The 15,280-nt window shown below is 71.3% G+C and carries 12 protein-coding genes; 9 read left to right on the top strand and 3 right to left on the bottom strand.

Going from position 1 to position 15,280, the window contains the following annotated elements; genetic code table 11:
* Nucleotides 1-11 precede the first annotated feature (11 nt).
* Nucleotides 12-644, bottom strand: coding sequence for a type IV toxin-antitoxin system AbiEi family antitoxin domain-containing protein (locus GKO32_RS24290; protein WP_154759214.1), 633 nt, complete (start codon nt 642-644; stop codon nt 12-14).
* Nucleotides 645-894: 250 nt separating this feature from the next.
* Between GKO32_RS24290 and GKO32_RS24285 the strand changes: the two genes are divergently transcribed.
* The 6 genes from GKO32_RS24285 to GKO32_RS24260 all read left to right on the top strand — a co-directional run bounded on the left by GKO32_RS24285 (nt 895) and on the right by GKO32_RS24260 (nt 7,439).
* Nucleotides 895-1,662, top strand: coding sequence for a VOC family protein (locus GKO32_RS24285; RefSeq protein WP_208024526.1), 768 nt, complete (start codon nt 895-897; stop codon nt 1,660-1,662).
* Between the two features lie 13 nt (nt 1,663-1,675).
* Nucleotides 1,676-2,155, top strand: coding sequence for a sigma factor-like helix-turn-helix DNA-binding protein (locus tag GKO32_RS24280; protein WP_312868458.1), 480 nt, complete (start codon nt 1,676-1,678; stop codon nt 2,153-2,155).
* Nucleotides 2,156-2,255: 100 nt separating this feature from the next.
* Nucleotides 2,256-3,554, top strand: coding sequence for a GlnX family signal transduction membrane protein (locus GKO32_RS24275; protein ID WP_154759213.1), 1,299 nt, complete (start codon nt 2,256-2,258; stop codon nt 3,552-3,554).
* Entirely contained in the window at nt 3,551-4,519 is a 969-nt protein-coding gene (locus GKO32_RS24270) for a glutamate ABC transporter substrate-binding protein (RefSeq protein ID WP_154759212.1), read from the top strand. Before GKO32_RS24275 ends, GKO32_RS24270 begins: the two co-directional genes overlap by 4 nt.
* Nucleotides 4,519-5,292, top strand: coding sequence for a hypothetical protein (locus GKO32_RS24265; protein ID WP_154759211.1), 774 nt, complete (start codon nt 4,519-4,521; stop codon nt 5,290-5,292). Before GKO32_RS24270 ends, GKO32_RS24265 begins: the two co-directional genes overlap by 1 nt.
* Entirely contained in the window at nt 5,289-7,439 is a 2,151-nt protein-coding gene (locus GKO32_RS24260) for a serine/threonine-protein kinase (protein ID WP_154759210.1), read from the top strand. The genes GKO32_RS24265 and GKO32_RS24260 overlap by 4 nt, the downstream gene beginning before the upstream one ends.
* 9 nt (nt 7,440-7,448) lie before the next feature.
* Here the strand turns inward: GKO32_RS24260 and GKO32_RS24255 are convergent, their stop codons facing one another.
* Nucleotides 7,449-8,336 carry a LysR family transcriptional regulator gene (locus tag GKO32_RS24255; RefSeq protein WP_154759209.1) on the bottom strand — a complete coding sequence of 296 codons (888 nt, stop codon included), beginning with the start codon at nt 8,334-8,336 and terminating at the stop codon, nt 7,449-7,451.
* An 80-nt stretch (nt 8,337-8,416) separates the two neighbouring features.
* On the opposite strand from GKO32_RS24255, the gene GKO32_RS24250 reads away from it, so the two are divergent.
* The gene (locus tag GKO32_RS24250) at nt 8,417-9,640 is read left to right on the top strand and encodes an MFS transporter (protein ID WP_154759208.1); all 1,224 of its coding nucleotides are present in this window, start codon (nt 8,417-8,419) and stop codon (nt 9,638-9,640) included.
* A 79-nt stretch (nt 9,641-9,719) separates the two neighbouring features.
* The gene (locus tag GKO32_RS39945; protein ID WP_154759207.1) at nt 9,720-11,495 is read left to right on the top strand and encodes a tetratricopeptide repeat protein; all 1,776 of its coding nucleotides are present in this window, start codon (nt 9,720-9,722) and stop codon (nt 11,493-11,495) included.
* On the opposite strand, the gene GKO32_RS24240 is transcribed toward GKO32_RS39945, so the two are convergent.
* Nucleotides 11,468-12,424 (bottom strand): hypothetical protein, encoded by a 957-nt coding sequence (locus GKO32_RS24240; protein WP_154759206.1) that lies wholly within the window; start codon nt 12,422-12,424, stop codon nt 11,468-11,470. The genes GKO32_RS39945 and GKO32_RS24240 overlap by 28 nt on opposite strands.
* A gap of 316 nt (nt 12,425-12,740) precedes the next feature.
* On the opposite strand from GKO32_RS24240, the gene GKO32_RS24235 reads away from it, so the two are divergent.
* A complete protein-coding gene (locus GKO32_RS24235) occupies nt 12,741-14,879 on the top strand; it encodes an XRE family transcriptional regulator (RefSeq protein WP_154759205.1) in 2,139 nt (712 codons plus the stop codon).
* Nucleotides 14,880-15,280 lie beyond the last annotated feature (401 nt).

Below are 15,280 nucleotides of genomic sequence, written 5' to 3'. Positions count from 1 at the left end.
GACCCGCGCGGCTAGACCTGGAGCAGGATGCGGTCCAGGGCACCGAGGCGGCGCTGGGCGGCGGCGAGGCTGTAGAGAATATGCGGGTCGGCCTTGTCGATCAGCGCGGTGATGCCGTCCTCGGCGAGGTCGGGGCGGCCGCCCAGTTGCGGGTAAGCCGCCAGGTCCAGCAGCGTCTGCTCGATCGTGGTGACCCAGCCGGCGCCGAGTTCGCTGGCGTAGCGCTCGATCTTGAGCCGCCGGGCGTCGCGGCGGACGAAGGACACCGTGGCCGGGCGGTCGACCAGGCGCAGCGACGGGCGGTTGCGGGTGGTGGCGACGATGCCGACCTCCGGTGACTCGCCGAACGCGCCGTGCACCTGCGCCGCCGACAGTCCCATCAGCGCGACCGAGCGCGGCCCGTCGTCCGCGGCGGCGATACCCCAGGCCGCCGATTCGAGCGCCGGCAGCCACGACTGGCCCAGCCGCTCACTGCCGATGAGGGCGTAGTAGCCACGCGCCAGCCGATGCAGCACACCGCTGCGCACCAGCCGGAGCATGCCCGCGTGCACCGGCATGCCGTTGTCGTCCTCTTGTGCCGGTACCACGCGGACCGCGCGGCGTAGCAGGGCCGGTAGCAGATCGATCATCACTTCGCGTGCCATGTCCATCACCCTCGGTCGAGGTTACGGAGCCGCCCTCGGCACTGACAAGTCATCGGATGGACGAACTTGACCGTCACTTCCCGCTGTCGTGCCACGGCTTTCCGCCACCCGGTCAGTCCACAGTGGAGCATTCGGGTGCCGGGAACTGTGGTGAACGGGGATAAGGGGTCTTTAGGCCCTAACCAGGAACCAGCCGGGAAAGCGATTCTCGAAGGGGAGGGTGTGCAGTCGGGAATGAGGTGTGACGGAAGTGGAGAAGACCGGATACGACCCCGGCACCCCGTGCTGGGTTGACCTGACGACACCGGACATCGACGGGGCGGCGCGGTTCTACTCCGAGCTGTTCGGCTGGGAGGTGATCGACCAGGGCAGCGAGTACGGCGGGTACCGGATGTGCCAGCTGCGCGGTAAGCCGGTGGCGGGCATGGGGCCGCAGCAGCAGCCCGGGATGCCGCCGACCTGGACGAGCTACGTGGCGGTCGCCGACGCGAACGTGACGACGAAGGCGGTCACCGCGGCCGGGGGACAGGTTTACGTCGAGCCGATGGAGGTGCCTGGCACCGGCACGATGGCGATCTACGCCGACCCGGGCGGTGCCGTGTTCGGGGGGTGGCAGCCCGGCCCGTTCACCGGTGCCGCGCTGGTCAACGAGCCCGGCACGCTGAGCTGGAACGAGCTGGTGACCCGGCATCCGGACGCGGCGGCCGACTTCTACCACGCGGTGTTCGGGTGGAGCGCGAACCGGCAGCCGATGGACGGCATCGAGTACACGACCTGGCAGCTGGGAGACAGCCCGATCGCCGGCATGCTCCCGATGGACGAGCGGTGGCCGGCCGAGGCGCCCCCGTTCTGGGTCATCTACTTCGCGGTGTCCGGCACCGACGACATCGTCGCGTCGGCGACCCGGCTCGGTGGCACGGTGATGCAGGAGCCGACCGATGTGCCGGTGGGCCGGTTCGCCGTGGTGACCGACCCGGCCGGCGCGGCTTTCGGTGTGATCACGCTGAACCGTGAATGAGGATGGTGATGCGGTGACGGTGTCGGCGGGAGCCGGGTCGGAACTGGATCGGCTCGCACGCGACGCCGCCCTCGGTAACCCCGAACTCGTCGGCCGGCTGCTGACCGGCATCGCGCCGCTGCTGGTGCGCTACTGCCGCGCGCGGCTGGGCCGGCGCGGGGATTCCTACCGCGACGCGGACGAGGTGGCCGCCGACGCCGGCCGGGCGGTGCTGGCCGCACTGCCGGGTTACGCCGGCGGCCCCTTTCTGCGATTGCTGTACGAGGTCGTGACCCGCACGGTCGACGAGTTCTCCCTCGGTGGCCCGCCTGCCGCCGGGACCGAACTCACGGCGCTGCTGCCGACGCTGCCCCCGCTGGATCGCGACATCGTGCTGCTGCGCGTGGCGACCGGGCTTTCGGCCGCCGAGACCGCGTCGGTACTGGGGTTGAGCATCGGGCAGGTGCGGGTGGCGCAGCATCGCGCACTGACGAAACTGCGCGCTCTGCTGTAACCGGACGGTCGCAGGGCGTGGGTCACATGTCGGCACCAATGTCGTGGCAAAGCCGGCCGGCGCTGTCCTGCCATCGGGTGAGTCGGCGATTCTTGCGGGCATGACCGCGGTCCTGACCAGCAGGCCAGTCCGGGAAGCCGCCGCGCTCGCCCGGACCACGCCCGGGGTGCTGACCGTGCTCGCGCTCGTCCTGGTCCTTGCCTCGTTGCTGGCCGGGCTGTTGACCTCACTCAGCGTGCGGGGGCGGAGTCAGGCTGTCGACGAGCTGGCGACCCGCAGCGGTCCGCTCACCGCCGCGGCGCAGGAGATCTACCGGTCGCTGGCGGACGCCGACGCGACCGCGACCGGCGCGTTCCTCGCCGGGGGACTCGAACCGGCCGAAACACGTCAGCGTTACGAGGCCGACATCGCGCAGGCCGGCAACGCGCTCGCGATCGCCGTCGCGGCGCGGGAACCGGCGGACGTCACCGCACAGGACAGCCCGCTGGCGGTCCTCACCGGGCAGTTGCCGGTCTACACGGGATTGATCGAGACCGCTCGCGCCGACAACCGGCAGGGCCTGCCGCTGGGCGCCGCCTACCAGCGGGAAGCCTCGAATCTCCTGCGCTCGGAGCTGCTGCCCGCGGCACAGCAGCTTTACCAGGGCGAATCCGGTCAGCTCGCGGCCGATCAGGACCGGGCGACGAGACCGCCGTGGGCGGAGGTTCTGCTCGCGCTCGTGGTGCTCGCGCTTCTCCTTGTCGCACAAGGGTTTCTGCGGCGCCGCACGAACCGGGTGCTGAACGCGGGCCTGCTGGTGGCGACCGCCGCCGCGGTGCTGTCCCTGGGCTGGGTGCTGATCGCGACGGTGTCGGCGATGAACGACACCGCGGACAGTCGCGCGGACGGGTCCGCGCAGGTGGATGTGCTGGCAGAGGCCAGAATCGCGACGCTGAGCGCCCGCGTGGACGAGACGTTGACCCTGGTCGCCCGCGGTGCGGGAAGCGCCTACCAGGACGACTACGTGAAATCCGCCGGGCAGCTCGCGGGGCTGCTCGACGAGGCCAGGGCACGGGCGACCGACCCGGAGGTGGCGCGGATCGTCGAGTCGGCGCGCGCGGACGCGCAGGCGTGGGCGTCCGCGCATACCGCCATCCGCGCCGCCGACGACCAGGGCGACTACGTGACCGCGGTGCGGCGGGCCACCGACGCCGGACCCGTGGGGGCGGCGGGAAGCTTCGACCGGCTCGACCGCGACCTGCGGTCCGCGATCGACCGCGCCCGCGACACCTTCGGCGCCGAGGTGAACGCCGCCGCCCGCGACCTGTCCGGTGCGATGGCCGCGGTGATCGCGCTGGCCGTGCTCGTCGCGGCCGGTTCGGTGGCCGGGATCTGGCGACGGCTGAGGGACTACCGATGAAACGAGTGCTCGGCCTGCTCGTCGCGGCCCTGGTGCTGACGGGGTGCACGGCGGTCAGCACGACCACGCTGCCGACCGTGCCGGCGCGGGTGCCCACGCCGGCCGGGGTCACCACCGCCGAAGCCGCCGCACCGCCCGTGCAACAGCAGTGCGGTGATCTGCTCGCCAGCCCGCGGCCGCTCAGCCCGATGCCCGCGCCGGGGCAACCGCCGGCCGGCTCGACGATGGCGAAGATCGCGCAGCGCGGCAAGCTCGTCGTCGGCGTCGACCAGAACACCCTCAACATGGGTTTCCGCGACCCGTTCACCGGGCAGATCCAGGGATTCGACATCGACATGGCGCGCGCGGTCGCGCAGGCGCTGTTCGGTGACCCGCACGCGATCCAGTTGCGGGCGCTGACGTCGGACCAGCGGATCCCCGCGCTCCAGCAGGGTGACGTGGACATGGTCGTGCGGACCATGACGATCACCTGTGACCGGCGGGAAGAGGTGACATTCTCGTCGGTGTATTACCAGGCGCAGCAACGCATTCTGGTCAAGAAGAACTCGGGCATCACCGGTCCGGAGCAGCTGGCGGGCAAGCGGGTGTGTGCCACCAAAGGCTCGACGTCGCTGGCCACCGTGCAGGCGCTCCCGCAGCGGCCGGTCGTGGTGTCGGTCGCGGACTGGACGGACTGCCTCGTCCTGCTCCAGCAAGGACAGGCCGACGCGGTGTCCACCGACGACGTGATCCTCGCCGGCATGGCGGCGCAGGACCGCTACACCGAAGTCGTCGGCGCGTCGCTGGCCGCCGAGCCGTACGGGATCGCGGTGCCGAAGGAGGACGTCGACCTGGTCCGGTTCGTCAACGGGGTGCTGGACCGGGTCCGCACCGGCGGCGCCTGGGCGGCGTCGTACCAGCGCTGGCTCTACGGGCTGCTGCCCGGCCCGGTCCCCGCCCCGCCGGTGCCCCGGTACGAGGACTGATGCCCGTGCCGGACTTCGAACAGGCCGATCGCGTGCCGGCCGAAGCAGCCGCGGACGGTGCCCGGATCGCCGAAGCGCTTGTCGCGATGGACGTTCACCCCGGGCACCGGCTGAGGGAACAGCTTGCCCGGCATCGGGAGCTGGTGAGCCGTGCTGGCGAGATCCGGGCGCGCGCGGGTGCCGCGGACCTGGCCGAGTTGACCTCCGTGCTCGGGGATGCGGCCGAACTCACCGCGGAACTGGCGGAAGTCCTTGCCACGCTGGAGGATCTGGTCTCGGCCCGTGACGATTTCGCCGAGCGGCAACAGGAACTGGAGGCCGTCGTCGACCGGGTCGCCGCCGTCGATGCCGAAGTCCGTACGGTGCGGGCGAACGTGCTGGTGAAGATCGCGTCGCCGGCACTCGGGGCGCCGGGCGAGAGCGTCCCGGCGTTGCGTGTGCGGCTCACCGAGCTGACGGATCTCTGGCAGGCCCGGCGGTGGCGCACCCTGGCCGGCAAGATGTCCACATTGGACGCTGATGCGCGGGCCGCGCTGGCGGACGCACGGGCGCGGCTGGCGTTCGCCAAGGGGCTGCTGGATCACCGGCTGGAGTTGCGCGGCCGGCTCGACGCGTGCCGGGTGAAAGCCTGCAAACTGGGCCGGGCCGCGGATCCGGAGCTCATCAGGTTGGATGGCCGGGCGTACGAAGTGCTGTACGCGATCCCGTGTGATCTGCGGGCCGCGACGATCGCGCTGCGTGCTTATCAGCGGGCACTGGAGGACCGGTCATGAGCGCCTGTCCGCGTCCCGGCTGTGCCGGCCGGCTTGACGAGGCCGGTTTCTGCGACACCTGCGGTCTCGAAGCGCCGCCGGACACCGTCGGCCCGGCCACGACCGGGTTTGCCGCGCCCGCAAGCATTTCCTGGAGCACGCCGGCGTCCGCCTCGTCGCGACCCGGCCGCTCGTCCGGCCGTTCGTCGAGCGGGAACCTGCTGGGCCGCGGCGTGATCGACATCCCGCCGGTGCCGCGCCGTGACCCGCGTGCGGCCGTGCTCACCGATCCTCAGGTGCCGGAGAACAAACGGTTCTGCAGTGCCTGCGGGGCCAAGGTCGGCCGCGGCAGCGAAGGGAAACCCGGCCGCGTCGAAGGATTCTGCCCCCGGTGCGGGCGCCGGTTCTCCTTCACCCCGAAGCTCGTCCCCGGCGAGCTCCTGCACGATCAGTACGAAGTGCTGGGGTGCCTGGCGCACGGCGGGTTCGGCTGGATCTACCTCGCCGCCGACCATCGCGTCGCCGACCGGTGGGTGGTGCTCAAGGGCCTGCTCGACACCGGCGACACGGACGCGATGGCCGCCGCGATGGCCGAGGCGGAGTTCCTCGCCCGGGTCGAGCACCCGTCGATCGTGCGTATCTACAACTTCGTCGAACACCGCGGCACCGGCTACATCGTGATGGAGTATGTCGGCGGGACCTCGCTGCGGGACCTGATGAAGCAGGCGGGCGAGCCGGCCGGGTGCCTGCCGCTGACCCAGGCCATCGCCTACACCCTGGAGATCCTGCCCGCGCTGGCACACCTGCACGCCAGCGGCATGGTGTACTGCGATTTCAAGCCGGACAACGCGATCCAGGTGGAGGACCAGCTCAAGCTCATCGACCTCGGCGCCGTGCGGCACTGGTCGGATCAGGCCAGCCCCATCTACGGCACCCCCGGTTACCAGGCCCCGGAAATCGGCCGGGAACTGCCGTCACCGGTGTCCGATGTGTACACCGTCGGACGCGCGCTCGCGGTGATGACCTTCCCGTTCGACTTCCATCACGCCTACCGGGACAGTCTGCCACCGCCCAGCGAGGTTCCGTTGCTGGCCGAGTACGAATCGTTCCACCGGCTGCTGCTGCGCGCCACGCACCCCGACCCGGATCAGCGGTTCGGCTCGGCCGAAGAGATGCGTCTCCAGCTGGAAGGCGTGTTCCGTGAAGTCGCGTCCACTGTGGATGGTCAGCCGCGGGCAGGGGTGTCGGCGGAGTTCACCCCGGAACGCCGTGCCTTCGGGGTTCCGGATCTGCCGGCTCCCGAGGAGGTCGCGGCGGGGCTGCCCGTGCCGCGCGTGGATCTGACCGACCCGGGAACCGCGTTCCTGGCCGGGCTGGCGGAAACCGATCCCGAGGCGATCATCCGCGAACTGTCCGGCGCGGCGGTACCGGGGGCCGAAATCAGACTGCGCCTTGCGCGGGCCCAGCTCGACGCCGGAAAACCCGCTGACGCAAGGAAAACGCTCAACACGACGAAACTCGGCACCGGCGACTGGCGCGCCGAGTGGTACCGCGGGCTCGCCGCGCTGGCCGAGGGCAGGCCGCACCAGGCGCGGCAGTCCTTCGAGACCGTGTACGACCTGGCGCCCGGCGAGCTCGCCCCGAAACTGGCGATCGCGGCGTGTGCGGAAGCGGTGGGCGAGAACGCGGACTGGTACTACCGCACGGTGTGGCGCACCGACCGCACGTTCATCAGCGCGGCCTTCGGGCTGGCCAGGGTGTTGCGGGACTCCGACGACCGCGCCGGGGCCGCCGAGGTGCTCGAATCGGTGCCGGAGACGTCGAGCAACCACGTCGCCGCGCAGCTGGCCGCGATCGGGCTGCGGACCGGTGCCGGCTCACTGTCCGAAGAGGACCTGGTGACCGCCGGCGCGCGACTGTCCGGATTGGACCTCGACGAGTACCGCCGCGCGCCGGCCTCCCGCGACTTGCTGGCCGCGGCGTTGGACTGGGTGCACCGCAACGGAACAGGCAACGGATCCGTGCTGGGATACCGGTTGGCCGAACACGAGCTTCGCAGGGGGCTCGAGAAGGAGTATCTGTGCCTGGCACGCCAGGCCACCGCCCGGCGTGACCGCATCGCCCTCGTCGACGAGGCCAACCGGATCCGGCCGAGGACGTGGTTCTGATACCGAGCCTCAGCGCCGGACCGAATCCCGCAGCTGGGCCATCAGCACCAGTGCGGCCCGCGACAGCGGCCGTGACGCCGAGCTGGCCAGCGACACGTTCCACCACAAGGGTTCCCCTTTCACCGGCACCGCAACCAGTTCCGGGTACCGGGCGGCGACGCCCGCGGGCAGGAAGCTGATCACGTGGCCCTGCCTGATCAAGGCCGCCACCGTCGCGTAGTCCGTTGTCTCCAGCGGGATCGACCGGCTGATCCCCAGCCGGTCGAAGGCGAGGTCGATGACCGCGCGGGTGCCCCAGCCTTCGGGACAGTCCACAAAGGTCTCCCCGGCGAGCTCGGTCAGCCGCACCGGCCCGGCGCCGGAGAGCCGGTGGTCCGGACCACACAGCAGAACCAGTTCGTCCTCGGTCAGGATCTCCACGTTCAGGCCGGCAGGCGGGCGCCGCGCGAACGCCGCGAGCGCGAAGTCGATCGTGCCTGCCAGTAGTGCGTCCACATTCCCCTGGGTGCCGGTCGTGGAATGGCGGACCCGGACCCGCACGGCCGGGTTCTCCCGGTGGAACCGGCCGAGCACGGCCGCCATGTCGATGCCCGGCAGGGTCAGCATGGTGCCCACCACGACCTCGCCGTGCAGCTGGCCCTGCTGTTCCTGAACCGCGTCGTGCGCGGCGCGGGCCGCCGCGAGCGCGGCACGCGCGCCGGGCAGCATCGCCGTGCCGGCCTCGGTGAGTCGCACGTGCCGGCTGTCGCGCTGGAACAGCGGCGCGCCGACCTCGCGTTCGAGCGCGCGGATCGCCGTCGAGACCCCGGACTGCACGACCCGCAGCCGCCGGGAAGCCTTGGTGAAGTTCAGGTCTTCGGCGACCGCGAGGAAATATTCGAGCTGGCGCAGTTCCATGGCATCAATCTATTTCAGAGATGGTAGCAAGCACAAACATTCGTTGGACGTGATTGCTGGCCGGAGGCACTGTGGGTGCTATGACGACTATCGATACGGCGGCCAAGCTGCCCGTGTGGCGGGCTGGGAACTCGCGGACGCATGGCCGCGGCTTCTGGCTGGTGGCCTACACCTTCGCGGTGACGATGGCATTCTCCACCGTGCCCGCCCCGCTTTACGTGCTGTACCAGGCAAAAGACGGTTTCGGCTCGTTCACCCTGACCGTGGTCTTCGCGGCGTACGCGCTCGGCGTGATCGCCAGCCTGTTCCTCGCCGGGCACATCTCGGACTGGGTCGGGCGGCGCAACGTGCTGGTGCCCGCGGTGCTGATCAACGTGCTCGCCGCCGTGATGTTCCTTACCTGGTCCTCGGTTCCGGCCCTGCTGGCGGCGCGGTTCCTGTCCGGCCTCGGCGTCGGCGCGCTCACCGCGACGGCCACCGCACACCTGACCGAACTGCACCTGGCCGCACGGCCCGGTGCGTCGCGCGGCCGCGCGGATCTGGTCGCGACGGCAGCGAACCTGGGCGGTCTCGGGGTCGGGCCGCTGGTCGCGGGCGCGCTCGCGCAGTACGCCGGCGACCCGCTGCACGTGCCGTACCTGGTGTTCCAGGCGCTCATGCTGCTCGGCGCGGTCGTGCTCGTGCTCGTGCCGGAGACCGTCGAGGCGACGCCGGTGAAATACCGGCCGCAGCGGCTCTCGGTGCCGCGCGCGGCACGCGGCCGGTTCTTCGCCGCGGGTGCGGCGGCGCTGGCGGAGTTCGCGGTGTTCGGGCTGTTCGTCTCGCTGGCCCCCGCCTTCCTGGCGAACGTCCTGCACCAGCATTCGCATGTACTGGCCGGCGCGGTGTCGTTCGCCGTGTTCGCCGCGGCCACCGGTGCGCAGATCCTGTTGTCGCGCGCGGGAGTGCGGCGGCAGCTGAGCATCGGGTTCGGGCTGCTCGTGTCCGGGATCGTGCTGATGACCGTGGCGGTGCAGCTGCCGAGCCTCGTGCTGTTCGTCATCGCCGGGGTACTCGCGGGTGGTGGCGCGGGCGCGGCGTTCAAGGGTTCGGTCAGCATCGTGCTCTCGATCGCCATGCCGGAAGCGCGCGGTGAGGCGCTGGCCGGCCTGTTCCTTGCCGCGTACGTGGGGCTTGCCGGCCCGGTGCTGGCGCTCGGCCTTGCGACCCAGCTGATCTCGCTGCAGGCCGCGCTCGCCGGGTTCGCCGCACTGCTGCTGGTGATCCTGGCGCTGGTCGGACGACGCCTCTTCGCGGCGGCCTGAGCGCGGCGCGCGAAAATGTCATGTTTGTGTCCGGTTATCGTCGATCCTTTTTCCCGGTTCTTCCGGCATTGTTACCGGGGTGAACCCGGTGGTGTGGCTGCGTCCCGCGGCAGAACACGAAGCACATCTGGCCGCGGCGGTCAGCGAAGCCGCCGAACTGTTCGAAGTGGACACTCATGGGCTGGAACTCGCCGAAGCCGTGCGGATTCTCGGTGAGCGCGCCCCGGATGACCTGGTCTGGATCCTGGACGGCGTGCGTGGGGAACTCCGGCTTCCCGGCAGCGTCGTGCGGCCGAGCCCGGACCTTCCTGACGTCGAGGCCGGACCGCTGAGCGAACCGGCGCGCGTCGTGCTCGATTTCGTCGCCGCGCTCGCCCCGGCACCGGTCGGCGCGGACCTGCTGATGGCCGGGGTGTCGGACCTGCTCGGGCCGCGCGCACCGTTGCTGGTCGCCGGTGCCCTCACCGAACTCGCCGCGTTCGTCGCGCCCGCGTCCGGGGAAAGTCAAGCGTGGCAAGCGATCTGCCGGCTCGAGCCGACCGCACACGGCGTACGGCGCGCCGCGACGGTGCTCGAACGATTCCTGAGGACGCCCACATCGCTGGTCAACTACCGGCACGCCCTCGAAGTCGCCCGGCACCCGGCGGCCTCCTCCCAGCGAACGGCATTGCTGCGCGCGGTCGCGCGCGGGTACGAACAACGCGGCGATTTCCCCGCCGCCGCCCAGGTTTGGGGGCTCGTCGCCGCCGGAGGTGATCCCGCCGACGTGCTGGCCGCCGCACGCAGGGAAGCCGAGACCGGCGATCCGCCCGCCGCGATCCGCCGCACCGCACGGCTCATCCAGGGCGCCCGGCGCGCCCACGACGTCCGCACCGAATACCGCGCCCGGTTCGTGGCCGCGCTCGCGCACGACGCGAACGGCTCGTATGCGCGTGCGGACAAGGTTTTCCACCGGCATCCGCTCATCGCCGCCCAGGGACCCGAGCCGGTGTGGCTCGGCGCGGACGAACGCCGCGAAGTGCGGCTCGCGCGGGTTCAGGCGCTGCGGCTGCGCGGTGAATACCGGGTGGCGCGGGAACTTCTCGACACGCTGCTACCGGAAATCCGCCGTGCGCAACCGTTCGGCAGCCATCGCGGGGCATGGCCGGTGGCGACGCTGGAAGACGCGCGGCTGCTCCTGCTGGCCGGGGACCTTTCCCGGTCCCGTGAGGTGGCGGGCCGGCTCGCCGGGCAGTTCGCGCGCGCCGGGTGGGCACGCCACCCGCTGGCCCGCGGGGCGGTCGCCGTGCTCGTCGAGGGGGAGCACGGGGCCGGGCCGGCCCGCCGCGCCGCCGCCGATTCCGTCGCGTGGTTCGGCCATGACCACGCGCTGACGTTGGAACTGCGCATTCTGCAGGCACAAGCGCTCAGCAACGACGGGGAAAACCTGGAAGCACTCGCCGTGCTCGCGGACGCCGAGGTCCGTGCCGAAGCCGGTCTCGGCGCGGACCATCCGCTGACGCTCAAGGCCCGGCAGTGGCGCGGGCTCGTCCGGATGCGGTTGCGTGACTGGGAAACCGCCGCGCGCCAGTTCGAGGAACTGGCGCCCCGCCAGGAACTCGCCTTCGGCGCCGATCATCCCGACACCCGGCTCACCCGGCTGGAGCTCGGTGTCTGCCTGGCCAGGCTCAACCACGTCCGGCGGGCCCGGCCCTTGCTGACCGAGGCCGTGAAAGCGCTTCACGACGAGCACGGGCCTTGGCAGCACTGGGTTTCCACCGCCAGGGCCGCGACCGCGCTCGCCGAGCTGCCCGGCCCGGTTTCCCGCTGGTTCACCCGCGCGCGGGCTCAGCCGCGTTCCCAGCCGACGCCGTAGGAGCGGGCCGGTTGCAGGTTCTCGAAATCGGCCGACACCTCGGAACCGTTCAGTGACAACGGTTTGCGCACCGGTAGCGGATCCTCGGCGTCCTTGGAGAATTCCCCGTCGATCCGCCAGATCCGCGACGGCGGCGGCACCCGGTCGAAGCGAACGTTGAGGCGGAACCGTTCACACGGGAATTCCGGCGTGCAGCAATAGAAAGGCGAGATCTCGGCGACCCGGATCCGGACGAAGAACTCGTGCCGGTCCCCGGCGCCGAGCACGCGCGGGGGCCGCAGCTGGAACCCGACCCGGCTCGAGGACAGTATCCGGGCAGAGTGGACCTCGCCGCCGCGTAGCACCTCGATCCCGAGCTGCGCCAGATCGACCGGGCCGGGCCGCCCGAGCACGCGGCCGAGCGATATCCCGTGCTCGATCTCCGCCAGCTCCGGCACGTGGCTGACGATCTCGCGCTTCTCGAACACCTCCGCGCCCTGCCCGTCCGGGATGAGATCGACGTCGAGAGCCGTGGTGTGCCAAGGGCTTTCCGGCCCGGGCGGCGCCGGCGCGGCGGCCGCCGCCAGCTCGGCCAGCAGGTAGACGACCTCGTCGGCGCGGCGCTGCATCGTGCGCATGTCGCGGTCGGCCACCCGGCCCAGCTCCCCGAGCCGGTGGGTGTAGCGCCTGCCCGACGTGGGACCGAACCCGAGCACAGCCTGCCCGATCGCGCGGCTGCCGTCGGGCAGGCGGGTGATCAGGTCGGAGAGTGTGCGGACCAGTTTCTCGCGGACCGTGGCGGGCGGGTCCGTGTCGAGGACCCCGGCCGCGCGGCGTAACGGCGGGCCCACCGTGTCCGGCAGCGAAGCCGCTTCGACTCCGGGACCCTTTCGTACTTTTTTCAGTTCCGAGACCAGCGCTTCGATCTCGTCACGCCCGTTCGAGTTCAAGGACTCACCTCTGCGTCAGCTCGTCGACCCGGCAGTCTACCGGAAACGATGCCGCGCAAAAACGGTTTCCCGGGTTTCCTGTATCCGGAAACCGGAAACCCCTTTTTCCGGCCGGTACCGCGGATTCACGATTAATGGGCCGGAGCGAATTCCGGCAAGAATCCGCGAAGAAAGGGGTGACCCGGTCATGCACACGCACTTTCAGATCTTCCTGGACCTGCTGAGCTCCTTGCTCGGTTGAGAAAGCCCTGCTCCGGCCGGTGGAATCCCACCGGCCGGAGTTCCGTTTCCGGGGTGGATGCGGGAGGATCGAGGTATGGCGGAACTGGGTCCGGAATTACGCCGGCGGCGAGAGTCGGCCGGTTTGTCACTGGCCAGGCTGGCGGTGCTGGCGCATTTCACGAAAGGTTATCTGAGTAAGGTCGAAAACGGTCGTGTCCGGGCGAATCGGAGCGTCGTGGAAGCCTATGACAAAGCGCTGGGTGCCGGTGGAGAGCTCACCGCGCTGGTGCCCGGCGAACCGCCGCGAGCCGGTGCCGGGATCGCGGGACTGCCCGCACGAACCCGGCACTTCATCGGCCGGGAAACCGAGCTCGCCGCGCTTTCGGCGGTGCTGAGCCATTCCGAAGATGTGCGGGTCTGCGTCGTGCACGGGATGGCCGGGGCCGGCAAGACCGCGCTGGCGATCGCCGCCGCCCGGCAGGCCGCACCGGGTTTCCCGGACGGTTGCCTGTTCTTCGACCTGCGCGGGCACACGCCCGGCGTGCCCGGACTCTCGCCCGCCGAGGGGGCGCAACAGCTGCTGCTCCTGCTGGGCGTGCCGGGTGACCAGCTGCCGCCCGGGGTCGACGGGCGGGCGAACCTGGTGCGGGACAAGCTGTCCGGGCGTCGCATGCTGCTCGTGTTCGACAACGTGCGCAGTGCCGCGCAGATCAGCCCGCTGATCCCGGCGGAACCGGCGTGCCGCGTGCTGGTGACCAGCCGCGCCCGGCTGCCCGCGCTCGACGACGCGTGGCACCTGCACGCGGGGATGCTTTCGCGCGCGGACGCGCTGGCGCTGTTCGGTTCGATCAGCGGGCTGCCCGCGGACGAGGTGGCCGTCGAGATCGTCGAACTGTGCGGGTTGCTGCCGTTGGCGATCCGCATCGCCGCGGCCCGGCTGGTCGCGGGCGGCTGGAGCGCGCGGCGGCTGGCCGGGCGGCTCGCGGCGGCCCGGCTGGCGGCACTGGACGACGGCGAACGGAGCGTGGCCGCGGCGTTCACCGTCTCGTATGAGGAGCTGCCCGCCGGGCAGCGCCGGTTGTTCGGCCTGCTGGCGTTGCATCCGGCCACCCCGATTGACGCGGTGGCCGCCACGGAGCTCGCCGGAGCCGAGGCGGACACCCTGCTCGACCGGTTGCACGACGCCCATCTGATCACGCTCGACGAGGACGGAGTCGTTCACATGCATGACTTGGTGCGGTTGTTCGCGGTCCGGTACGCGCTGCCGCGGATCAGCGCCGTGGACCGGGCGGCGGCGGTGTCACGGCTCGTCGAGTACGCGGCGGGAATGCTTGTCGCGGCGGACGAACTGGTTGAGCCGCACCGGTTCCGCCCGGAGATCGACTGCCCGCGCCCGGCTCGGTTGCCGTTCGCGTCGGCCGCGGACGCGCTGGCGTGGCTGCGTGCGTGGTGGCCGGCGCTGGCCGGGATCGTGGAGCTGGCCGCAGAGCACGGGCTGCGCCGGCGGTGCTGGCAGATCGCGTTCGTCTTGCGGGCGATTTTCTTCCGCGACAAGCTTTTCCAGCCGTGGCTGCGGACGCACCAGTGCGCGTTGAAAGCGGCCGGCCCGGATGCGGAGGGCATGATCCTCAACAGCCTGGGGATGGCGTATATCGAGATGGGGGAGCTGCACGAGGCGGCCGAATGTCACCGGCGGGCCCGGGAGCGGTGCACCGAGGCCGGTGACGAACGGGGTGCGACGGATGCGTTGTCGAGCCTGGCGTGGGTGCGGTTGTATCAGGGCGAGCCGTCGGCGACGGTACGCGACCTGAGCGTTGCGCTGGAGGTGTACCGGGCCGCGGGGCGGCGAAGGAATGTCGCGATCGCGTTGCGGGGTATCGCGTTGGCGGAGACGGAACTGGGCAGGTTCGGTGCGGCCGTCGAGCACGCCGAGGAGGCCCGGCGGCTGGCTGGGCTGCCGGTCGAGGTGCTGATGGCGGTGAACTGCCTGGCGTGGACGCGTTTCCGTGCGGGTGATCTGGAGGCCGCGGAGCGCGGGTACCGGGAGGCAGCGGAACTGGCGGTCCTGGCGGCGAGCGACTACGAACGGGCTCGCGCGCTGACCGGCTTGGGCAACGTGGCCCACGCCCGCGGTTCCGCGGAGGCCGCCGCAGCCCACTGGTCCGCCGCGGACGCCCTCGGAGTACCCCTGGAGCCACGCGTCCTCGGCGAGGCCCGGGCGCGACGCGGATGAGTGCCGCCGGGCGGTGGTTGGTGGCTGGGCGGCTGTGGATTTGGTGAAGATCACGCGGGGTTGTGGGCTGGCGGCAGGGAAGCTGCGGGCTTGGTGAAGGCCACCCAGGGGTGTGAGCGGCCGGGTGGTTGATGGGCGGGGAAGCTGCGGGGCTTGGTGAAGACCACCCAGGGTGAGCCGCCGGGGGTGGGCCTCGCTGGTGGCCCCGCGTCCCTTGGTGCCGCGGTATTCACGCCGTCCCCGCCTCACGCCGGGCCCGGGTCTGACCGAGCACCGGTACGGAGCCGGCTGTTCGCCCGGTGGGTGCGGCGGTTGCCCGGTCAGCGAGCGCTGATCAGCGCATCCGCGGCCGCGGAGGTGGTGGCTGGCGCTGGGCGGGGGGCGGCGGCGTGGTCCTGACC

Source organism: Amycolatopsis pithecellobii, from assembly GCF_009707865.1.
Lineage (GTDB): Bacteria > Actinomycetota > Actinomycetes > Mycobacteriales > Pseudonocardiaceae > Amycolatopsis_E > Amycolatopsis_E pithecellobii.
This window is presented reverse-complemented; position numbering and strand designations above follow the sequence as displayed.